A 23,593-nucleotide genomic window follows, 5' to 3' on the forward strand; every position below is an offset into this window, starting at 1 on the left:
TTTGTAGTTAATAATAAAAACCCCGGAAGAAATTTCTTCCGGGGTTTACTATTTTATATATAATTAAGTATTTAATATCCAAAAAGATATGTTGAAGAGTAAATAAAACTAATTTTACTTTTTAACTGATACTAAAAATAAGAAAAATGCGTATAGTTAATTTGCTATTTTTTTTAGAAAATACACTATTTTTTCAATTGTTCTCTCAAGAATACAATCTCTTCCTTAAGTTCAGAAATTCTCTCCTTGTAGGATAGGATTAGTTTTTCATAGAGTTCCTTATCTTCTTTGTATCTCTTCTCCAATTCATTAATGATATTTTTCTCGTCTTCCTGACTGTAGGCTTTTAAAGATTCTTTTACTCTTGTGGCGGAAACATCCTTTTTCAACATTTCCCCCTCTCCTGTCAGAAACCAGTCAGGATTTATTTCAGGATATGCATTTAGTATTTGCTCTATCTTCGAAGACCCAATATCTTTCCTTACCTTATCTAAAAATCCATTAGATAGACCTGCTTCTTTATAGAACTTGTTCTTGTTAATTCCCTTAAAATCGATAATTTGTAGAATTCTGTCAATGATCAAAATGTTAAAGTTTAGATTATTTACTATAAAAATTTGGTTTTCTAGAAAATACTCTATATACTTGTTTCTTAATTGAAACAAAAAGAGCAATGAACAAACCTACAAAAAAAAGACAGACTTACAATACTGAAGCTGTAAAAGTTCTGGCGGATGAGTTCGGGGTGACACCTCAATTTGTTAGACAATGTATTCGTAAAGAAAAATATAGTCTTACAGCAGATGCTATACGTAAGAAATATTACGAATTAGCAGGTCCCTCGGAAAGAGCTATAAATGATTTTCGAACAGGTAATTAGTTTTGCAAACGAACATAATCCGGATAAAAAAGAAGTGTACAGGTTTTTAATAAAATTTTTGAACTATAGGCACTTTACGAAACCTCACTAATAAAAGTATATCATAAATACTATAATAGTGGAATAATCCTGAGAAACATTGTTGATGAGATCTAGTACATGTACGATCACCGACAAATAACAAAAAGCATCAATGGTTTCTTATTTCTTCACAGGGAATTACCAGTGTAAAATAACATTGGTACAATACTCCCGAAAATATATTGCGACGGAGTCCGGATAGTATTCAATAGTTAGATACTCTCTAGGCTGTATGTTCATGGCACATTCATAAATTAAACAAGTTAGTTTCAGTAAGATTTTCAATCATTGCTATGCTCTTCTAATGGTATGCTGATTATTTACTGTACCAGACTCCTGTTGCTTTAATGATAAAATAAATCCAGTTAAATATGAAAGTAAAATTACACATGCTTAGTGTAGGTGTTCTGTTCTTTATAGGGCAAGGACTGATAGCACAAAAGAAAAAACCGGATACAACTTCCATTAAAGATATAGAAGAAGTTGTGGTTGTAGCCTTTGGCAAACAAAAGAAAGAGGCAATAGTAGGTTCTGTAGCAACTGTTGATAAAAAAATAATTGAAACCCAGCAGGCAACAAGTATTTTAGGAGCACTTCAGGGAACTGTAACAGGTGTGAATGTAATAGCCGCAGGCGGTATGCCTGGTGATAATCCTTCTATTTATATAAGAGGGGTTTCATCCATTAATGCTAGTACTCAACCTTTAATTATCGTAGACGGATCACCTTATGGAGGGAATATCAACTCTATTCCACAGGATCAGGTGGAATCGATGAGTGTATTGAAGGATGCATCCGCTACTGCTTTGTACGGATCAAGAGGTGCTAATGGTGTTATTATTATAACTACTAAAAAGGGACGGCTCAATGCGAAGCCGAAAGTTAATGTTACTTCTTTAATCGGGGTTTCTTCATCAGCTGTGAAATTTCACAAAATACTGAAGGCAGAAGACTTCATGAAGTATACTTGGCAGGCAATAAGAAATGGAAGAATTGTTAGTAATGGACAAACACCGGATGCGGCTGCACAATATGCTACAAATAATATATTAAATACATTGGGATATAATCCTTATAATATTGTCAATCCTATTGACAATAATGGGAATGTCGTTGCCGGTGCTAAATTGTTGTGGGATACTGATTGGGAAAAGGAACTTGTCAATAATTCAGCTCTCAAGCAAGAGCACAGACTGAATATTTCAGGCGGTGGTGAGAACACAACCTATTTTATAGGCGCAGATTATCTGGATATGTATGGAAATATTAAAACATCAAGATTTGAGCGTTTGGGTTTCAGAGCTAATGTTGACTCAAAGGTTAATACATGGCTGAAGGTAGGATTGAATACATCATTTAGTGCTTCATCTCAAAATTATCCAATGCAATCAGGAAGTGCATTTCAAAGTCCAATACAATGGGTTTATACTTTGTCGGGTATTTATCCTGTTTATATGAGAGATGAAAAAGGGAATGTTATTTTAGATGCCTTTGGCAGATCACAATACGATTATGGAAATAATGCAGTTACGGGAAGACCTGTAAATGCGCAGCGCCCTTTGTTGGCTAATGAAAATGCTCTTGGAGCACTATATAATAATAAAATCAGGTATAACAGATATGATACCTTTATTAACGGATATGCAGAAGTTACCCTTACAGATTATCTAAAGCTAAGATCTCAGGGGTCATTTCAGCTATACAATTATGATAGTTATTCTTATACACATTTTGCTTATGGCGCTGCTGCGAGTGTAAAGGGAAGAGTTTCTCAAAGCAGGGATTTGGCGAAAACCATAAACTGGACAAATAGTTTAGACTTCAATAAAAGTTTTGGGAAGCATAATGTTAATGCCCAAGCCATATTTGAGTTGATGGATTATAGATATGATGCTCTTAGTGCGCAAGGGACAGGGTTTTTACCAGAAGTATATGTTCTAAATGGGAAAACCGTTTCCGAGGGAGTTGGAGGGTATATTAATCAGGAAAGACTGGTAGGTTATTTGGGACGACTAGGATATAATTATGCCAATAAATATTTTATTGAAGGATCCGTCAGAAATGATGGTTCAACAAGATTTGCTTCTGAAGTCAGGTGGGGAACTTTTTATTCTGTAGGAGGAGCCTGGGTTGTTAGTCAGGAAAACTTTTTCAAAAATAAGATCGTCAACTACCTAAAACTAAAATCTTCTTATGGAGAATTAGGGAATAATGGAACGGATGGATATTTTCCTTACATGATGTCCTTTGCAACGGGTTGGAATCAACTAGGGCAAACAGGTGTTTTATTGGGTGGAGCAAGAGACTATTTTCTTACATGGGAGAAGACTGCTTCTTTAAATGCAGGTGCAGAAATGGGCTTTTTAAAAAATCGAATAACGGTAAATGTAGATTACTTTAACAAAAGATCTATAGACTTAATATATGCTAAACCTTTACCAGGTTCTACCGGAAATACATCGATTACAACTAATGTAGGAGCGCTGAGAAATTACGGGTGGGAATTCGATATTTCCTCATTAAATGTCACTTCTGATAAATTCCAGTGGAGAACAAGTCTTAATCTAACATTTGAAAAAAATAAAATAACAGAACTTACTCAGGAATCATTTATCAATGGAACCAAAAGATGGGAAGTCGGTTCATCATTGTATGATTTCTTTTTGGTCGAATGGGCTGGAGTTGATACGAAAACCGGAATGGGTACTTGGTGGTATGATAAGAAAGACGCACAAGGAAGTGTAACAAGGGAAAAAACTACCGATTATAATTTAGCTAATGCGGAAGCTAGTAAAAGGTATATGGGGAGTTCCTTACCCAAGTTCAGAGGGGGCTTTACCAATTCCCTCAAATACGGAAGTTTCGATTTGAATGCCTTGTTTAATTTTTCATTTGGATCTTATATATATGATTCTTCCTATGCATCATTAATGTCAGGATTCTCATCGCCCGGAAATCAACAATCTATAGATGTAAAGAATGCATGGCAAAAACCTGGGGATATTACAGATGTGCCCATTAATATCATGGCTAATAATCAAAATAATGCACTTTCCTCAAGGTTTTTGTTTAAGAACGACTTTATAAGACTAAAGTCTTTAACGTTTGGGTATAATGTAAGCGAAGATTTACTTGGGAAAATGGGGGTGTCTAGTATGAGAATTTTTCTACAGGGAGATAATGTGTGGACGTGGCAGAGTCACAAAGGAATTGATCCGGAGCAAAGTTTGGCAGGGACAACAAACAGCAGATCATATAATTTAAGAACCATTTCTTTAGGATTTAGTATAGGATTTTAAAATAAAAATAATGAGAAATATTAAATATATAATAGCAATTATTGGACTTTTCGTTGCCATGTTATCTTGTAGCGAAGAATATCTGAATGAACCTAAACCAACAGATGTTGTGTCTCCGGATGTGATATATGGATCATATGAAGGAGCCAGGGCCCACATTGCAGGAATATTAAGACGAACCAGAGGTCAGTTTTTAAATACCGAAAACGGTAATTTGGGATCCATGTATTTTGCCAGAGAGGTCAAAGGGAACATCAGTGCACTTAGTGGTAGTTGGTTCAGAGATGATTATGAAAATAATTTTAGAGAGCCAAACTCTAGCAGGTCACAATTCAGCTGGAATTTTCCATACTATCTTATTAATCAAGTGAACTCATTTATTGAAGGAGTGGAGAGAAGTACGGCTATATCAGAAGATAATAAGAAAATATTATTGGGACAAGCTTATACCATGAGAGCCTATTTTTATTTTGAACTTAGTTTAGAGTTTCAGCATACTTATACGTATGACCCCAATCTGCAAGCTCCGCCGATATATACAAAATCGAATGTTACAGCGGGTCAGTCAATGAGTACGATGAAGGATATGTATAAATTAATTACAGATGATTTGGAAAGAGCTATTGCCATTGGTACATTAAATAGAGATAACAGGTCATATTTCAGTAAAGCGGTTTCATATGGTACAGCCGCTAGGGTATATCAGGTAATGGGTAATTGGCCTAAAGCTCAGGAATATGCTAATAAAGCATACGGAGGAAATATGGATGTAGTCCTAAGTCCTCAATTTTACGCATCAGGTTTTGATGATATGAATAGAGGTAACGAATGGTTGCTAGCAGATCCTCAACAAGCAGATCAGTCCAGTTATTATTGGTTGGCACCACATGCCTTTTATACCCGAACGGAGAGTGCTTACAATAATGCCTTTATCAATAAGTCCTTTGTTGCGCTTTTCTCTCCAACCGATGTTCGGAATCAGTTTTTTAAAACTGGTGCCGGGATTACGGATTACAGAGAATGGTATACCAGAAAATTTAAGTTTGCTTTTACTTCTCATTTGGTTTTAATGAGAACTCCTGAGATGATTTTGATCGAGGCAGAGGCAATGTATAAACAAGGAGATGATACTGGGGCTCATGGTTTGTTATACAAACTACAAAAGAATAGAGATGCTCAGGCTATAAAGTCATCAAATGTAGGAGAAGCACTATATGAAGAAATTTTGACAGAACGGAAAAAGGAGCTGTACGGAGAAATTGGAGTGGAGTGGTATGATGCTAAAAGATTGAGAAGAGGGCTCCCAAGAGATACCTGGCATAGAGTTAATCTGTCAAATAATCCTATGTTACCAGATGATAAGCGCTTCTTTCTTAAAATTCCACAATCAGAAATTGATGCAAATCCAAATATTCCTAAAGATATAAATAATAACAGATAATATAAATCCAAAAGCAGTGCTGGTGAGAGAGCGATAGGTGTTTGCCTGTATGCTGAAAAAGGAGATTGTTTTTGAATAAAAGCTCTTGCTGATTAGGTTATTATTAGGATATACATAGACCTCAGTAAAGAAGATCGTATAGTGAAATTGGTTGACTTTAAGAATCAGTAATTCTTTATCAAAAAAATCTCTACTTTTGTACCTCATTCCAACAAGATGAGGTACTTTTTTTTATGGGTAGTTTTGGTGTCGGGAACTATATCGGCACAGGTTGTTAATAAGACTGATAATAATAGGATTGCAGAAGATTCTGTTATTGTAGATAATGGTAAAAAAGATTCTATGAAAATCTTTAAACCTGTAATTAGCGACTATAAATTCAAAACGCAAAGAGGGGAAGCAAAGATATTCGATACGGTTTTTTCACATGAAAAAACATATATCTTTTCACAGTATAACAACAAAGATAATTTTGGCAAAGTTCAGTTCGCTAACTCCGGACAGACTTTTAATCCATTAGTGTACGAAACTAATCTGCAACAGAATCTTGCGGTATTGCCAACAGGAAAATCCTTTAGTATATTAGGTGTAGATGATATTAAATACTATGATGTAAAAACACCTACAACTTCATTTATATATCATACCGCACCTGGAAGCGGACATGTGCTAAGTTCTACTTATACCCAGAATATTGGGAAAGATTTTAACTTCTTTGTTAATTATATGGGACTTCGAGCCAAGGGTATCTACCAGAGAAACCTTTCAGCGAGCAATAACTTTAATGCCGGGGCACACTATAAGAATAAAACAGGGCGTTACGAACTCTATGCACATTATCTTAATCAGAATGTGAATAATGAAGAAAACGGTGGTATCAAAACTTTAGATCAGTTTTTAGGCGGGGATTCCCGTTTTAATAATAGGCTGAATATGGAGGTTAACCTTAATAATACAGAAAGTTTCTTTTCTTACAGAAGGTATTACCTAAGCCATGATTTTGGTTTATTCAGAATTAATGATGCTTTTCCTTTGAAGATCAGACATATGTTGATGCATGAAGGGAATAAATACTATTATGCTCAGAACGGAACAGAAAGCTATTATACAAACAATGCAGCAGATATTATCAGTGGTTTTTTTCCATCGACAAAGAAATACTCTAAAAAACTGACAAATGTTGTAAGCTTGGTTTTTGATAGAGAGAAATTTAAATTGGATGCCGGACTGAAATATCAGAATGTAATTCTGGGAACTAATCAGATTTTCCTGCCAAATAATGTTGTAGATAATAACACCGTATGGAAAGAGAACAGAGTAGGAGTAGAAGGAAATTTACAGGTTAAACTATGGAATAGATTCGACCTTAATTCCTCCGCAGAATATACTACAGGAAGTACGTTCGGGAACTTTATTCGCATCAATAACAAAGTCTCCTTTATTCCTGCCGAAGGTTTTGCTGTAGAAGGGAAACTAAATTTCCAATCCGGAGCACCATCATTTAACTTATTGTTGAATGGATCTCAATATAAAAATTTCAACTATGTTAATTTAGGTTTCAAAAACCAGAGCGTTTTAGAAGCCGGAGGTATTGTAAGACTAAAATGGTTCGATGCATCAGTATTTCTTAACTATTTCAGTATTGGAAACTATGCCTATATTGATGCTAACAAACAGATGCAGCAGTCAACTTCATCCATTAATATTACTCAGGCTGGAGGAGATGCAACTTTTAAATACGGAAAATTCCATCTGAACGGAAGAGTATTATTCCAGTCTGCAATTAATAATAAGGATCTTATGCCAATGCCAGGCTTTGTTGGGCGTGCAAATGTATATTTCCAGTCCAAAGTATTCAAAGATGCGGCTGAAGTTCAGGCAGGGGTTAAAGCATATTACTTCAGTAAATTTGCTTCCAGAGAATTTTTCCCGGTACTTAACGAGTTTGTGTTGCCAAGCGCAACATCAGGCTATTCTATCGGTGGAAAACCAATGATGGACTTATATATTAATCTGAAAGTAAAAACTATGATGTTCTTTATAGAAGGACAGCAGATTAATACAACGATATCAGGGAATAAAGGTTTTGCTGCACCATATTATCCGGTTGCCGATTTCAGGCTTAATTTGGGTATAGTTTGGTATATTTTTTCATAAATTTGAAGAATGGCAGATTGTCGTTTTAATATTGATTTCAGGGACATACCAAGCATTCCTGAAATGTTGAAGGATTACCTGGATGGTAATCTTTCGGCCTACCACGGATTACAATTCAGTAAAGATAATGCCTTAGTACAGGCAAATAAAAAATCCAGAAACTATCCTACCGGGCACAGAGAAGTTCTTACAGAGGTTCTGACGAAGCAGATGCGAAATATAGCTATTAGCGCCAAGCAGATGCAGAATATTGAGCTATTGCGTAAGGAGAATACTTTTACTGTAACTACGGGACACCAGCTAAACTTATTTACCGGGCCGGTATTTTTTATCTATAAAATTCTTCAGACTATAAAAACCGCCAAATACCTGAATGAGAATAATGAAGGAAAAAACTTCGTTCCGGTATTCTGGATGGCAACAGAAGATCATGATTTTGATGAAATTAACCATTTTAAAACAGAAGGTAATTTCTATCAGATTCAGGAAAAATCAGGTGGGGCAGTAGGGCGGATTAAGTCTTCTGATCTTTCTTTCCTGGATGTTTTTGAAAAAGAATTTAAAGATTTCACATACGGAACCGAATTAGTCCGCTGGGCAAAGGAGGCATATCAGGAAGGGAGATCGCTAACCCTTGCGACAAGAATTTTGGTTAACAGAATTTTTGGAGATTCAGGATTGCTTATCCTTAATGGAGATGATAAGAAACTAAAAGCATTGGCGGCTCCGGTTTTCAGAAAAGAACTGCTGGAAAATAGTCTTTATGAGAATTCTAAAGAAACTGTTGATGTTCTGATCAATAAATATGGTAAGGTTCAGGTTAATCCAAGAGAAATAAACCTTTTCTACCTTAGAGATGAGTCCAGAGACAGAATTGAAAAGGTAGGCGAATCCTATCATGTTGTCGATACAGATATTAGTTTTAGTGAAGAAGAAATATTAGCAGAACTGAATACTAATCCTCAGCGGTTTAGTCCAAATGCAGTTCTGAGACCAGCATATCAGGAAACTGTTTTGCCTAATATTATTTATATAGGTGGGAATGCAGAGATTATGTACTGGCTGGAACTTAAAAAATTCTTTGAAGCAATAGATGTAGAATTTCCAATTTTAGTACCCAGAAATTCACTGGCTTTTATCACAGAGAAGACACTTCGTAAGATCCGGAAACTGGACTTATGTGTAGAGAATTTCTTTGGAAATTATCAGGAAGTTGTTCACAACAAACTGCTCGAAAAAACATCTCTGCAGCCATTGCTGCAAGAAAAAGAAGAAAATATTAAATCTATGTTCAGCGAGCTGAAAAAGCAAGCTGAAATAACCGATAAAACATTTGGTAACCTTGTAGCAGCAGAAGAAGTCCGTCAGCTTAAATCTTTTGAAAGAATGCATAAAAGATTGCTTCGTGCAGAAAAAATTGTGCAGGCAGATCTCTATCAGCGCTACAACCAGTTATATGAAGTAGTAAACCCTGCCGGAGTATGGCAGGAACGTAAAATTAATTTTAGTAACTTCTACGCTGAAAATGGACGCAACTGGCTCAATACTTGTTACGAGAATATCGAAGTTGCCCGCCCTGAATTAACAGTGGTGGTTTTATAAAAACAAAAAAGTTTATTTTTGCATAATAATATACGCTAATGAAGAAATTATTTATATCAGCATTATCTGTTTTTTGGCTTTCTGCGTCTGCACAAAAGACACATACAGTAATAGCTAAAGATAATCCGTATAGCATTTCCAAAAAATATGGTCTTACGCTGGATCAGTTCTATGCACTGAATCCGGATATAAAAAACAAAACTTTGGATATTGGAGATATTGTGGTGATATCCAAAGCAGGAAAAAATGTTACTGAAACAGTAACAACCAAAACAACTACAGGACAGATAGCTGTAAAACAAGGGCAATCCTTGTATGCTATTTCAAGAGATTATCATGTTTCATTAGCAGATATTAAAAAACTGAATCCTGAATTAGGGGAAGGCCTGCAAATCGGACAGAAGATTAATCTGCCTGCTGCAAATATTAAGAAATATGGTGCTGCTGAAGTTACTGCTGAGCCTGTAGTTCAGGAGAAAAAGCACGAAGAAAAACCTTTAGTAACATCTGCTAAATCAGAAAATTATCTGGTACAGCCAAAAGATACTTATTATAAGATTACCAAGAAATTCAATATTTCTCAGAAAGATTTATTCCGTATGAATCCTGGGTTGGAAGAAAAAGGACTTCAGCCCGGAGTGCCAATTGTTGTAGGAAGTGGAAGTGTTGCAGCTGAAGCTATAAAACCTGAAGAAAAACCAAAGGTTTCAAAAATAGATGACACTTCTGTAGAACAACCTAAACGTGAAACTATAAAAACTGAGGCTGCTGCAGACGATATTACTTATACCGTTCAGCCGGGAGATACTATTTTTGGTATTCTGAATAAATTCGGTGTAAGTCTGGATCAGTTAATAGAACTGAATCCTCAGCTTTCAAACGGATTAAAAGCCGGAATGGTTCTTAAAATTAAAAAATCTAGCGATAGCTCATTTATCAAATCTTCAGGTGATGCACTGAACGTTGTTCTGTTGTTGCCGTTCGGATTCGATACCAATGATGCGAAATACAGAACTGCTGCATTAGACTTTTTAACAGGTGCTAAACTGGCAATCCAGAGAAATGTAGCGAAAGGACAAAAGTTAAATATTAATGTTATTGACGAGGGGAGCGAATCTTCATTCCAGAAAGCATTAACTTCCATTAATAAGGACAATACTGATCTTATTGTAGGACCATTCTTCAAGTCTGATGTTGTAGAGCTTATGTCTTATGTTTCTTCAAAGAAAATCCCGGTAATATCTCCTTTTGCCAATTCTAAGGATTTGTACAAATATGGTAACCTTATCATTATAGAAACAGATGCTTCTATCTATGCAGAGAGAATTGCTAAAGAAGTTTCAGACTCTTATAACGGAGAGAAAATATACATTGTAGGAGATGCTTATGCTGAAGATATTCGCACAAGATTAGAAAAGTCTCTTAAAAAACCAAACATCAATATTGTAACCAGTCCTAATGATATTCAGGTTGATAAGAACATGATGACGGGGCAGTCTGCTCCAGTAATTGCAGTTCTGGCATCGGATAGCGAGGCTACAAAATCTTCTTTTACCAATAGAATGGTTTCTTTAGGTAAAGAAGTTTCAGGAGTAAAGGCATTCAGTATGTTCTACTCTAATGACTTTGATAAAAAAGAAGCAGACCTGGGGAAAGTAAACATGGTTTACATTATGGACAGAAAGATTAATACTGACGGTAACTTCGAAAAAGAAGTATTGGCTCAGTATAATGCGAAGTTCTGTAAGTCCCCGTCTAAATATGCGGTTGTAGGATTTGATGTAATGAATGATGCGCTTTCCAGAGAAAATTCCAAAGGAGAAATTTTCAGACAAATGGGCAAAAGTCAGACACATTTGGCAACCAAATTTGAATACGAAAAAACAAAAGAAGGTGCTTATGTTAATAAAGGGTATCGTGTAATACGACTGAATCCTTAATTAGAAGTTACCATACTACTAAATTTTAAGTAGGTTTTACAAACAAAATAATTTAAACGAATGAAAGCATTAGTATTTCCTGGACAAGGTTCACAGTTTGTTGGAATGGGATTGGACCTTTACGATAGCCGTAAGGAAATTAAAGATTTAATGGAATCGGCTAACGATATTCTGGGATTTGATATTCTTTCCACAATGTTCAAAGGAACAGATGAGGACCTGAAAAAAACTAAAGTAACACAACCTGCTATCTTTATTCACTCTGTTGCAGCAGTTAAGGCTGTGGATGCACTTGGAGCTCAGATGGTTGCAGGACATTCTTTAGGAGAGTTTTCAGCTTTAGTGGCAAATGGAGTTCTTTCTTTTGAAGACGGATTACGTCTGGTTTCAAAAAGAGCTTTGGCAATGCAGGCTGCTTGTGATGCTAATCCATCATCTATGGCTGCAATTTTAGGTCTTGACGATGACAAAGTTGAAGAGATTTGTGCTTCTGTAGAAGGGATCGTTGTTCCGGCTAATTATAACTGCCCGGGACAATTGGTAATTTCCGGAGAAACTCAGGCTGTTGAGGAAGCTATGGCCAAGCTAAAAGAAGCTGGCGCCAAAAGAGCATTATTATTACCAGTAAATGGAGCTTTCCATTCTCCTTTAATGCAACCAGCTCAGGAAGAATTGGCAGAAGCTATTAATACTACAAAATTCAACAAGCCTATTATTCCGGTATATCAGAATATTACAACTACAGCGGTTTCTGACCCTGAAGAGATTAAACAAAATCTTATCAAACAACTTACAGGGCCAGTAAAATGGACACAGTCTGTAAGAAATATGATAAAAGACGGAGCTACTAACTTTGTTGAGGTTGGACCAGGTAAAACCCTACAAGGGCTGATAAAAAAAATAGATTCGGCAGTCGAAACATCTTCTGCATTTTAATCAAATAAAAATAAAGAGACACAAAGAAATTTGTGTCTCTTCTTTAATTACCCATTTTGGATAAACAATATTTTTTCTCTCACGGCAAATTATTACTGACATCCGAGTATTTTGTACTGGACGGAGCAAAGGCTCTGGCTATTCCGACCAAATTAGGACAGGATCTTTCAGCTGAAATAATCACTGATCATAAATCGCAAATCCATTGGGAAACGTACCGGGAAGGACAGTTATGGTTAAAAACATGTATAGATTACAATAATCTTAGCATTTTGGAAACCAATATAGAATCGGCTTCAGATTTTATTCTTAAAATTTTTAAAACACTTAAAGACTTAGATTCTGTAAAATTAGCCGGTGATGATTCTTATAAGTTGATATCTAATGTGCAGTTTCCCGAGAACTTTGGATTGGGGAGTAGTTCTACCCTTATCAATAATGTTGCGAAATGGGGAGATGTAGATGCATTTGCTCTGAATGATATTGCTTTGGGAGGAAGTGGTTATGATATTGCAGTAGCGAAAGCCGGGGCTCCAATTATTTATACCCGGAATGGTGGAAATAAAACTATTGAAACTGTAAATTATTCACCAAGCTTCAAAGACCAGCTTTTATTTGTTCACCTGAACAAAAAACAAGACTCCCGTGAAGGAATTACGATGTACAGGCAAATGGAAAAATCACAAGATCTAATCTGTTATTTTTCAAAACTTACAGAAGAAATTTTGAAAAGTGATAATTTAGAAAAATTTTCACTTATAGTGGAGGAACACGAAAAAACTATGAGTAATTTTCTTAAAATACCCACAGTTAAAGAAAAATATTTTGAAAACGCCCCTTCGTTCTTCAAAAGTTTGGGTGCATGGGGTGGAGATTTCATTTTGACCTCAAAATTCCGTGATTATAAAAGCTATTTTCTGCATAATGGATTCCCGAATTTTTTCTCTTATGAAGAATTAATTTACTGATAATCAATTTTATATCAACTTTTTTGTAAGATGATGAATATCATTGAGGCTACTTGTTAAATTTTATTAACTTTAGCCAATTGAAAAGTAAAGTAATGAGATCATTAGAAAAATTCGGAATTAAAAATGACAATGTTAAATGGCAATTGTCTCCAGAAGAACTGGTACAGGAAACTGTTAATCTCAAACAGGGTTTTGTTGCAAAATCTGGCGCTTTAGCAATTAACACAGGAGAATTTACAGGACGTTCTCCTAAAGACAGATTCATCGTAAAAGATGAAGTTACTGCAGACAGAGTATGGTGGGATGGAAAAGTAAACCTTCCTTTTGACAGTGAAAAATTTGATGCATTATATGACAGAGTAGCAGATTATGCTTCCGAGATTCCTTTATATGCAAGAGAAGCGTTTGCTGTTGCAGATAAGCGCTACCAGGTAAAAATTACTGCAGTTACCGAATTTCCTTGGTCTAATCAGTTTGTATACAATATGTTTATCCGCCCTACAGTAGATGAACTTGAATCTTTTGGTGAAACTGATTGGTTGATTCTTTGTATACCAAGTTTTAAAGCAGATCCGGAGAGAGATGGAACAAGACAACATAATTTCTCTATCCTTAATTTTAAGAGAAAAATTGCCTTAATTGGTGGTTCAGCCTATACCGGTGAAATGAAAAAAGGTATTTTCTCTGCACTTAACTTTACACTTCCGGTTCAACAGAATGTATTGCCTATGCACTGTTCAGCTAATGCAGGAGCAGATGGGGAAACAGCTATTTTCTTCGGTCTGTCAGGTACTGGTAAAACAACCCTTTCAGCAGATCCGAACAGAAAACTAATCGGTGATGATGAGCATGGATGGACTCCGGATAATACTGTATTCAATATTGAAGGCGGATGTTATGCTAAAGCTATTGATCTTTCTGCAGAAAAAGAACCAGATATCTATGGTGCAATAAAGCCAGGTGCTATTCTTGAAAATATATTTTTTGATGAGAATGGTGAGGCAGATTATACAAACGACAGCATTACGCCTAATACACGTGTAAGCTATCCAATTGATTTTATTAACAATATTCAGGTTCCTTCTATTGGAAAGAATCCTAAAAATATTTTCTTCCTCACATTTGATGCATTTGGTGTATTGCCTCCAATCTCCAGACTTACTCCGGAGCAGGCAGCATATCACTTTATTTCAGGATATACTTCCAAAGTTGCAGGTACTGAGGTTGGTGTAACAGAACCACAAACAACATTCTCTGTTTGTTTTGGTGCTGCGTTTATGCCTCTTCACCCAACTGAGTATGGGAAAATGTTATCTGAAAAAATAAAAAGTGCAGATGCAAAAGTATGGTTGGTAAATACTGGTTTCAACGGTAAGATGAAGCGTATGAGCCTTAAAGATACAAGAGCTCTTATCTCTGCTGCATTAGATGGTAAATTAAATGATGTTGATTACAAAGAAAGTCCTATCTTTAAGGTACAGATTCCTGTATCATGTGAAGGTGTTTCCGACGAGTCTATGTTACTACCGGAAAACAGCTGGGATTCTTACGATGCTTATATTGAGAAAGCAAGATCTTTGGCATCAGCTTTCCATAAAAACTTCGAAAGATTCGATGACATTAAAGATGAAAGCATCTTAGCAGGAGCTCCAAGAAAAGAAGCAGAAGTGATTTAAGATAAACTTTTCTTAAGTTAAGAATCCTCAGTTAATTTTAACTGAGGATTTTTTTTGTTTGTATTTGTAAGAGTAATTTTTTTAATGGACCAGGTGCAGTAAAGCCAATCTGTATCCCTTCATTCCAAACCCCGAAAGAATTGCATCAGTATATGTTGCTGTTACCGATTTCTGACGAAATTCCTCACGCTTGTAAATGTTGCTGATATGAACCTCTATTTTCGGTTTACGAATATTCTTCAGGCAATCAGCCAAGGCATAAGAGTAGTGGGTGAAGGCTCCAAAATTAACAACAAGAGCATCGAAATCATCTTCTTGTATTTTGTTGATAAGCTCCCCTTCAATATTTGACTGATAATACAAGATCTCATCCTGAGCAAATTCTTGTCTAAGTTCTTGCAGATAATCCTCCATAGAGGTTGTTCCATATATTTCAGGTTCCCTTGTTCCCAAAAGATTTAGGTTCGGGCCGTTGACTATTAATATTTTCATAGGATAAATTTAGATGTTTTTGCAAAAACAACCAAAATCCAATTTCTATTATGTTTTAATGATGCCCAAAAGCTAAAATTAACCGTAAATATTGCACTGTATTCGTTTGTTGCTAACGATCGTTTGTTAAACATTTATTTTACATGATATTTATCAGGCTTCAATTTTATTGAATTTTCCTCATCGCTTTATTTAACAGTATTTTGTGAATTTTTCAATTTCAATTTTGTTAAAAATTCTTAACAAATCTAAAAACCTACTTGTTTGATAGATGTTCTATTTATAACTTTGTCCCATAATTATAACCAAGCTTATAAAGAAAGATAGAGGGAACTGACCCGATGATATCTTGACAACCTGCTCGATGCAAGGTGTTACATTCAGCCTTTAAGGAAAGATAAGCAATAGGTATTTTGTATTTATAAATGCCCTTTGCTGTCTATTATGCAAAGGGAATTTTTTTGATAGATAATTAAAAAATATTAATATGCTTAGAAAATCAGCAATAGAAGCTAATATTAGAATACCGATAGGGGTAGCGGTATTCTTCCTGGGAGTTTCGGGGATTTATGGTCAGAATACAAAAGGAAAGAAAGATTCTCTTCGGGAAAAAGAAATTGATGAAGTAGTCGTTGTAGCTTATGGAAAAGCAAAGAGATCTAGCTATACAGGATCTGTTGCAACAGTTTCCGGAAGCAAGATTGAAACCAGACCAATTACCAATATTACCAAAGCTTTAGAAGGGCAGGTTCCGGGATTGCAGGCTGTAAGTGCTTCAGGGCAACCAGGCGAAACAGCAGCAATAAGAATTAGAGGGATAGGCTCTATAAGTGCATCCAGTTCTCCGCTTTATGTGGTAGATGGTATTCCTTACGATGGAAATATAAATGCTATAAATCCTAATGATGTAGAATCTATCAGTGTACTAAAAGATGCAACAGCAAGTGCGCTGTATGGCTCCAGAGGTGCAAATGGGATTATTGTAATCACAACTAAATCCGGGAAAAAAGGAGAGTCTAAAATCAACTTCAATATTAGCCAGGGATTTTCTGGGCGTGCAGTAAAAGATTATAAGCAGGTAAATACAGATCAGTATTTTCAGTTATACTGGGAAGCTCTAAGGAATGGCTATGTGTCTCCTAAAATTTCTCAAAGTCAGGCTGCACAAATGGCAACAGACAATCTTATTTCCAGTTTAGGAATTAATCCATACGGTCCGGCTTATCCTAAACCAGTTGGTCTGGATGGTAAGTTGTTGCCGGGAGCTACCGCTTTATGGAATGATGATTGGCGTGATGTCTTGCAAAGAACTGCATCCAGAAGCCAGGTCGATTTGGACTTAAGTGGAGGTAACGAAAAAGGAAACTATTTCTTCTCCCTTGGTTATTTGGATGAGAAAGGAATGGCTATAGAATCGGGATTCAAAAGATACAGTGCGAGATTAAAAGTAAACTCACAAGTGAAAAGCTGGTTGAATGCCGGAGCTAACTTAAGCTACGTTAATACGCTTCAGCAAGCACCACCGGCATCAGATTCCAGAACAGACAATGTCATAAATGCTGCTAGGGTAATCCCTTCATTTTATCCATATTATGAAAGGAATGAAAATGGAAGTTATGTTTTGGATAAAAATGGAAACAGAATATACGATTTTGGTAAATACAGACCTACCAGTGCTTTACAGAATGAGAACGCAGCAGCAACGCTCCCTCTGGATAAAAATGAAAGAAAAATTGATAATTTCTCTGGTAAAGGATTCTTAGAGTTTATTTTCCTTCCGGAACTTAAATTCAAATCAAGCTTGTCTGTGGATTTGGTAAGTCTTAATACGCATTATTACACCAACCTACTTTTAGGGCAAGGAAAAGAAACTGGTGGGTCCGTATCCAAAAGTAGCGACAGAACACTTTCTTATACAACCAGTAATATTTTAACCTACGATAAAAAATTTGGACAGCACCATTTTAATGTATTGGCAGGACAAGAATTTTACCAGTATGAGTATCAGGTTATTTCAGGTAACAGAAGTCAGTTCTCTCTGCCGGGATATTATGAACCGGATGCTGCAGCCCTATTAGGTGGATTTAGCGGGAATAGTGATAAGAGATCATTACTTAGTTTCTTAGGAAAAGTGGAATATGATTATCAGAACAAATATTTCTTGGCCGGATCAGTAAGGGCAGACGGATCTTCAAGATTTTCTCCTAAAAATCGTTGGGGAACGTTTTGGTCAGTTGGTGGATCTTGGAAACTTTCGAGCGAAGACTTTGTAAAGAACCTTAACTTTTTTGATCAGTTGACATTACGAGCCAGTTATGGAGGACAAGGTAATGATGGGTTAAGTACATTATATGCATATCAGAGTTTATACGCTTTTTATAATAATCTTGGTGAAGGAGGAACTGTGGCGAGCAGGCTACCAACGCCGGACCTGAAATGGGAAACCAATCTGAACCTGAATGTAGGATTAGAATTTGCTATTCTGAATAACCGAATCAGAGGTAATGTAGAATATTTTAAAAGACAGAGTAAAGATTTATTATTTACAATGCCATTGGCACCATCTGTAGGATTCAACGGTTATTCCGATAATATTGGTGAGTTGCAGAATACCGGATTCGAGATTAGCCTGCAGACAACACCCATAAAAACGGAAAATTTCCGTTGGGATTTGGATATCAATGCTACTACTACAAAAAATAAGATTACAAAATTACCAAAAGGTTCTATTGTTAGCGGTACAAAACTGCTGCAGGTAGGAGGATCTGTATATGACTTCTTTATTCCGACATGGGCAGGAGTAGATCCTAACAACGGAGCTCCATTATGGAAAACACAAACAACAGATGCTAGCGGAAATACGATAGAGGGAACAACTTCTGAATACTCCAAAGCGACCAAAATGTTGCAAGGCTCCTCTCTGCCTAAATGGATAGGAGGTATTAGCACATCTATAACCTATAAAAACTTCGATTTCTCTGCATTATTATCATACAGTATAGGCGGGAAAATACTGGATAGTGATTATACAATGCTATTGTCTAATGGAAATTCTGCAGGAAGGGCTTGGGGTGAAGAAATACTGAACAGATGGACACCTGAAAATAGAAATACAGATGTTCCGGCACTTAGTACCACAACCAATAACTGGACGTCCACATCAACAAGGTTCCTTTATTCCGGTACGTATGCAAGACTTAAAAATGTGAGTATAGGTTATACATTACCAAAAGATACTTTCGCTAATCTTGGACTTCAGAGATTCAGAATCTATCTGCAGGGTGAGAATTTATTAACATTCTACGGGCATAAAGGAATGGATCCTGAGCAGACAGTTGACGGAACAACCTATTACAGATATCCGGCAATGAGAACAGTGACTTTCGGATTACAGGCAACATTTTAATTAAAAATAAAGAACATGACAAAAATAAAATATACATTGTTTCTGGCTTTTGCAGCTTCTGTTTTTATAAGTTGTGAGAGAGAGCTGGAAACAGCACCCACTAACCAGGCCAACGAAGAAGAAGTTTTTAAAACTGCAGATAATGCCGAAACGGTAGTTAATGGAGCCTGGGCGAAATTTAATGATGACGGAACAACCTATGCTAACATTGGTTACTCTACAGTACTTCGCGCAAGTGATGCAATGGGGAGTGATGTTGCGGTACTGACTAATAAATATGGATTCAACTCTGCCTATGCATTTACAGATCTTGTAAATAATGCCGGAAGCCGTACTTTATTTATTTGGAACCTGTTTTATTCTGCAATAAATAACATGAACAATGTACTGAGTAGAATAGATAATATAGAAGGTTCACAGGATAAGAAAGATCAGGTAAAAGGCCAGGCAAAGGCTTTCAGAGCTTTTTGTTATCTTAACCTGGCAAGTTTTTATCAGTTTAGCTACCAAAAAGACAAAGCAGCTTTAACAGTGCCAATTTATACCCAGCCGGCTACTATTAATTCGGTAGGTAATAAAAGAGCGAGTCTCGAAGAGCTTTATACCCTGATAAAAAGTGACCTTTTAGATGCTAAAAATTTATTGAAAAGCTATAAGCGAAATAACAAAGATAAGATTGATCTGTCTGTTGTTAATGGGCTTTTAGCCAGAACTTACCTGAATACAGGAGAGTGGCTGAAGGCTGCTGAGGCTGCAAATACAGCAAGAACAGGATATACCTTTATGCCAACCGAAAAATATTCAGAAGGTTTCAATGATATTAACAATTCCGAGTGGATTTGGGGGCATGGACAAACGCAAGAGCAATCTAGTGAAAGTTATGCATTCCATTATCTGGATGTTTCTTCTTCCGGCAGTTACTATTATAGTTTCATGGCAGATCCGTTCTTTAAAGATTTATTTGATACAAATGATATAAGATATCAGTTGTTTGAATGGGACGGACTAAAGGGGCGTGAAGGTCTGCTGAGATATAAAAAGTTCAAATTCAAACCGAATTTAATTGCTGATATTGTGTACATGAGATCTGCCGAAATGTATCTGATTGCAGCAGAAGGCTATGCAAGATCAGGAAATGTATCTGAAGCAGTAACGAATCTTAATCTTCTAAAGGCTGCCAGAAAAGCAAATCTTTATAACGGAAGTCTGAATGCAGAAGCGGTACTAAAAGAAGTACTGATTGAAAGACGAAAAGAATTATTCGGCGAAGGATTTTCGTTATCCGATATTATCCGTACTCAGGGGAAAGTTGTAAGAAACCCTTATACAACCGCTGATGGAAAGCCTATAAAAGTTAAAATAACTACACCAGATGGAACAGTAAAAGAAGTAGATGCAAGAGGACATTCTGTATTTACTTTCCCTGATAAAAGTGAATTTGCACCCAATAGTCGTTATTATATCTTCCCAATACCACAAAAAGAAACGGAAAGCAATCCTAATCTTTAATTATTATCTTACTTTACTTTTAAATCGGATTCCGGGAATTATTATTCCCGGAATTTTTTTTTGATTCAGCTATTTTATTCCTTGGTCCAGCTTGCTTCTATTTCTTCCAGTGTTTTGCCTTTTGTTTCAGGAATATATTTCCGGATAAATAGAAAGGCAAGTACGGAGATTAAGGTATATAGCCAGAAGGTATAAGCGCTGCCTATAGATCCTATTAGAATAGGAAAGGTTTGTGATACAAGAAATACAGCCAGCCACAGAAAAAAAGTAGCGATAGACATTGCTGTCGCCCGGGATTTTGTAGGGAAAATTTCCGCAATAACCACAAATGTTAGCGGGCCAAGTGACATTGCAAAAAAGGCAATATAGCCCAGTATTGCAATAAGGACCAGATAGCCCTGTTGTTGAGTATAAAATGTAAGGCCTACAATAAAAAGACATACAGTCATGCCGGAAATACCTGAGAGTAATAGTTTTTTTCGCCCCCAGGAGTCTACATATTTTATTGCAACAAGAGTGAAAGCAACATTAATAATACCTACGAGTATGGTTTGTATAAATGCGGAATCTGTACCTGTGCCTGTTGATTTAAAAATCTCAGGCGCATAATACATTATCGCATTAATTCCTGTAAATTGTGAAAATACAGCTAGTAATATACCGGTAATCAGCGCTTTTTTTAATTTAGAACCTTTTAGTGAGGCTAAAGAAAAAGGTGCTTCATCCTTCAGGGATTCATTGATAGAATCGAGCTCCTGTTGTGCAGCTTTATTACCGTTGATCAGGCTTAGAATAGCCAACGCTTCAGATTGTTTCTTTTGGCTGGCAAGCCAACGAGGGCTTTCAGGTACAGTTATTAATAACAGTATAAAAATTACAGAAGGAATAATGCCGGAGCCAAACATCCACCGCCATCCTGTAGAAATATTCCAGGCTTCATTGTGTATGCCTGCAATGTATGCGTTTACAAAATAAATAACAAGAATTCCTGTAACAATCCCAAGCTGAAAAACAGAAATTAATCGACCTCTTACTGGAGCAGGAGCCATTTCGGAAATATACATGGGAGATAGCATTGAAGCAATACCTATTCCCATTCCTCCTATAATACGGAATAGAACAAAAAACCAAAGACTAGGAGCCATTGCTGTACCAATAGAAGAAATTGTAAAGAGAACCGCCGAGAGCATCAGAACCTTTTTTCGCCCTGCGCGATCACTAAGCTTGCCGGAATACATGGCACCTGCAATGCAGCCTAATAATGCACAAGAGGCTACCCAACCCGTCATAATATCTGAAAGCTGATAAAAGCTGCGCATAAAACCTATGGCACCTGATATTACAGCTGTATCATAGCCAAATAATAATCCGCCAACAGAAGCTACAAGAGTTGCTTTGTAAATAATACCTGAATTAACTGCTGATTGCATATCGTCTATTTTAGAACTTTTTCAGCAATCATATTTGTACGTATGCTTGCCTTTATTGTTGCGCATTCCTGATCGGCACTTTCTCCATGTGGTGTTATGGTGTAAGTGTCAATATTTGCAGGTACTATGAATGTTTCTGCATAATGGATAATGTAAGGTTCGAAGCTGTTGTCAGGGCTTTCTACAATGGCCTCTCTACCTTCTATAAGGTTAATAACGTTAACTACACCTCCGGTATGGTGAACTACCTTTTTAGTAAACCAGTGTCTTCTGGTTTCTATGAAAGATAAAGCATCCAGTCCTGTACGTTCTTCCCGCCATCCGTCTCCTTCAGAAACGGCTTCTGTAAGGTTTAGTATATTCTCTTTTGTCCACGATGTTGTACGATCCCATTGTATTACATTTTTGCCATGTTCCAAAGATATTGGACGCGGTTTATCATCAAGTCCCATGCGCCCCCAGTCCCATAGCTTGAATGTGAAAATGTAGGGAGTGGCACTAATTTCTAAAACAACAGTGTTTGCTCCCGAACAATGTATTGTTCCTGCAGGTATGGATACATGATCGTGTTTGTGAACATTCCATTTCTGTACATACTGTTCTGCATCGAAAATTATATTGTCATTTTGTGCAGCTTCCAGATCTTTCATCATCTCATCGGGATTAATGTTTTCTTTTAAACCAAGGTACACAAAAGAATCTTCTCCGGAATCTAGTATATAATAGCTTTCATCCTGTGTATAAGACATACCAAATTTTTCTTTGATATACTCTTTTAGAGGGTGTACCTGTAGGCTAAGATTACCTCCTCCCATAGTGTCTAGAAAGTCAAAACGGATAGGGAATTCATCACCAAATCCTTTGTATACTTGTTTCCCCAATAAAGCTTCCGGCTGGAAAAATACCAAATTTACAGATGGTATTTCCACTACCTGCTCACCGAATCCTAGCAAGAGACTATTTTCTTCCGGAACACAGTCGAATCCCCATGCATAGTTAGGCAGGCTTCTGTCCAGATCGCAGACTTCTTTCAGCCATTGTCCTCCCCATGGACCGGGATCAAAAAACGGAACGACTCTGAATGGACGTTTTATCGTCTCTTGCATAGCATCGTATAAAGCATCAATACTTATCATTTTAGGTTGATGAGGTTTGGTAGTGTCCAGAAAGAGCTGACAGTTGCTTAATATTCGTTTTTTGTAGCGGTCGCATACGCGCCAGTCTACGAAATATGCATGCTTATATTTATAGGCGAAAGAGTCGTTGTAATTTGTTTTACCTAGATTGCAGGCAGTATCTTTACGGTAACGCAATTGTATTTCCCATCGTGGCATATCTGCGTAAATGCAAAGATCTGCCTGTCTGGCAATTAATGTAGCTCCTGGGCCTGTAACGATTACAAGATTATTGGTAGCGGCTATACGATTGCGAAGACTGTTTACTTTAGAAATATCAAAATAATTTTCAAGTTCCAGTGATGTTAAATTGCCAAAAACAGGATCGTCTGTTACAAAGGGCTGTGTCAGTGCGGAAATTTCGCTTTCCGGTTTCATTGCCTGTATGGTATTTATGATTAACTCAGGCTTTAGTAATTCTTGTAACGAGGCGTTAATCTCCTCGGTATATACCCCGGAATAGCATTCAATAGCGATTACCTTGGGCGTGTGTATTTCAACTTCTTCTGCAATGTTTTCCCATCCGCTTATACAGTTGTGATTTTGTATTTCGATGACAGGAAATTTATTAAAATTTGATTTCATTTGTATTCTTTTA

15 protein-coding genes and 1 riboswitch are annotated in these 23,593 nt (G+C 36.5%); of the genes, 11 read left to right on the forward strand and 4 right to left on the reverse strand.

Annotation, left to right across the window (positions count from 1 at the left end):
- Positions 1-185: 185 nt before the first annotated feature.
- On the reverse strand, positions 186-584 hold the full coding sequence (locus tag BAZ10_RS12625; protein WP_078772485.1) for a peptidase S24: 399 nt from the start codon (positions 582-584) through the stop codon (positions 186-188).
- Between the two features lie 89 nt (positions 585-673).
- On the opposite strand from BAZ10_RS12625, the gene BAZ10_RS12630 reads away from it, so the two are divergent.
- The 9 genes from BAZ10_RS12630 (at position 674) to pckA (ending at position 14,983) form a co-directional block, all read left to right on the forward strand.
- On the forward strand, positions 674-880 hold the full coding sequence (locus BAZ10_RS12630; RefSeq protein WP_078772344.1) for a hypothetical protein: 207 nt from the start codon (positions 674-676) through the stop codon (positions 878-880).
- A gap of 452 nt (positions 881-1,332) precedes the next feature.
- Positions 1,333-4,260 carry a SusC/RagA family TonB-linked outer membrane protein gene (locus tag BAZ10_RS12635; RefSeq protein ID WP_078772345.1) on the forward strand — a complete coding sequence of 976 codons (2,928 nt, stop codon included), beginning with the start codon at positions 1,333-1,335 and terminating at the stop codon, positions 4,258-4,260.
- Between the two features lie 10 nt (positions 4,261-4,270).
- A complete protein-coding gene (locus tag BAZ10_RS12640; RefSeq protein WP_078772346.1) occupies positions 4,271-5,701 on the forward strand; it encodes a RagB/SusD family nutrient uptake outer membrane protein in 1,431 nt (476 codons plus the stop codon).
- Between the two features lie 216 nt (positions 5,702-5,917).
- Positions 5,918-7,858 carry a putative porin gene (locus tag BAZ10_RS12645; protein WP_078772347.1) on the forward strand — a complete coding sequence of 647 codons (1,941 nt, stop codon included), beginning with the start codon at positions 5,918-5,920 and terminating at the stop codon, positions 7,856-7,858.
- A gap of 9 nt (positions 7,859-7,867) precedes the next feature.
- On the forward strand, positions 7,868-9,460 hold the full coding sequence (bshC, locus tag BAZ10_RS12650) for a bacillithiol biosynthesis cysteine-adding enzyme BshC (RefSeq protein WP_078772348.1): 1,593 nt from the start codon (positions 7,868-7,870) through the stop codon (positions 9,458-9,460).
- A 38-nt stretch (positions 9,461-9,498) separates the two neighbouring features.
- A complete protein-coding gene (locus BAZ10_RS12655; protein ID WP_078772350.1) occupies positions 9,499-11,400 on the forward strand; it encodes an amino acid ABC transporter substrate-binding protein in 1,902 nt (633 codons plus the stop codon).
- A 60-nt stretch (positions 11,401-11,460) separates the two neighbouring features.
- Complete coding sequence (fabD, locus tag BAZ10_RS12660) at positions 11,461-12,336, forward strand: ACP S-malonyltransferase (protein WP_078772352.1); 876 nt, start codon at positions 11,461-11,463, stop codon at positions 12,334-12,336.
- 56 nt (positions 12,337-12,392) lie between these two features.
- Positions 12,393-13,304, forward strand: coding sequence for a GYDIA family GHMP kinase (locus BAZ10_RS12665; protein ID WP_245803809.1), 912 nt, complete (start codon positions 12,393-12,395; stop codon positions 13,302-13,304).
- Between the two features lie 95 nt (positions 13,305-13,399).
- Positions 13,400-14,983 carry a phosphoenolpyruvate carboxykinase (ATP) gene (gene pckA, locus BAZ10_RS12670; protein WP_078772353.1) on the forward strand — a complete coding sequence of 528 codons (1,584 nt, stop codon included), beginning with the start codon at positions 13,400-13,402 and terminating at the stop codon, positions 14,981-14,983.
- Between the two features lie 81 nt (positions 14,984-15,064).
- Here pckA and BAZ10_RS12675 read toward each other — a convergent pair whose 3' ends face one another.
- Positions 15,065-15,475 carry a type II 3-dehydroquinate dehydratase gene (locus BAZ10_RS12675; RefSeq protein WP_078402981.1) on the reverse strand — a complete coding sequence of 137 codons (411 nt, stop codon included), beginning with the start codon at positions 15,473-15,475 and terminating at the stop codon, positions 15,065-15,067.
- Positions 15,476-15,783: 308 nt separating this feature from the next.
- A riboswitch (SAM riboswitch) is annotated at positions 15,784-15,879 on the forward strand.
- Between the two features lie 83 nt (positions 15,880-15,962).
- Between BAZ10_RS12675 and BAZ10_RS12680 the strand changes: the two genes are divergently transcribed.
- Positions 15,963-18,881 carry a SusC/RagA family TonB-linked outer membrane protein gene (locus BAZ10_RS12680; protein WP_078772355.1) on the forward strand — a complete coding sequence of 973 codons (2,919 nt, stop codon included), beginning with the start codon at positions 15,963-15,965 and terminating at the stop codon, positions 18,879-18,881.
- Between the two features lie 15 nt (positions 18,882-18,896).
- On the forward strand, positions 18,897-20,390 hold the full coding sequence (locus BAZ10_RS12685) for a RagB/SusD family nutrient uptake outer membrane protein (RefSeq protein WP_078772356.1): 1,494 nt from the start codon (positions 18,897-18,899) through the stop codon (positions 20,388-20,390).
- Between the two features lie 74 nt (positions 20,391-20,464).
- On the opposite strand, the gene BAZ10_RS12690 is transcribed toward BAZ10_RS12685, so the two are convergent.
- Together BAZ10_RS12690 and BAZ10_RS12695 are read right to left on the reverse strand one after the other, a co-directional pair.
- Positions 20,465-21,820, reverse strand: coding sequence for a sugar porter family MFS transporter (locus BAZ10_RS12690; protein WP_078772357.1), 1,356 nt, complete (start codon positions 21,818-21,820; stop codon positions 20,465-20,467).
- A 5-nt stretch (positions 21,821-21,825) separates the two neighbouring features.
- The gene (locus BAZ10_RS12695; RefSeq protein ID WP_078772359.1) at positions 21,826-23,580 is read right to left on the reverse strand and encodes a class I mannose-6-phosphate isomerase; all 1,755 of its coding nucleotides are present in this window, start codon (positions 23,578-23,580) and stop codon (positions 21,826-21,828) included.
- Positions 23,581-23,593 lie beyond the last annotated feature (13 nt).

Source organism: Elizabethkingia occulta, from assembly GCF_002023715.1.
GTDB lineage: Bacteria > Bacteroidota > Bacteroidia > Flavobacteriales > Weeksellaceae > Elizabethkingia > Elizabethkingia occulta.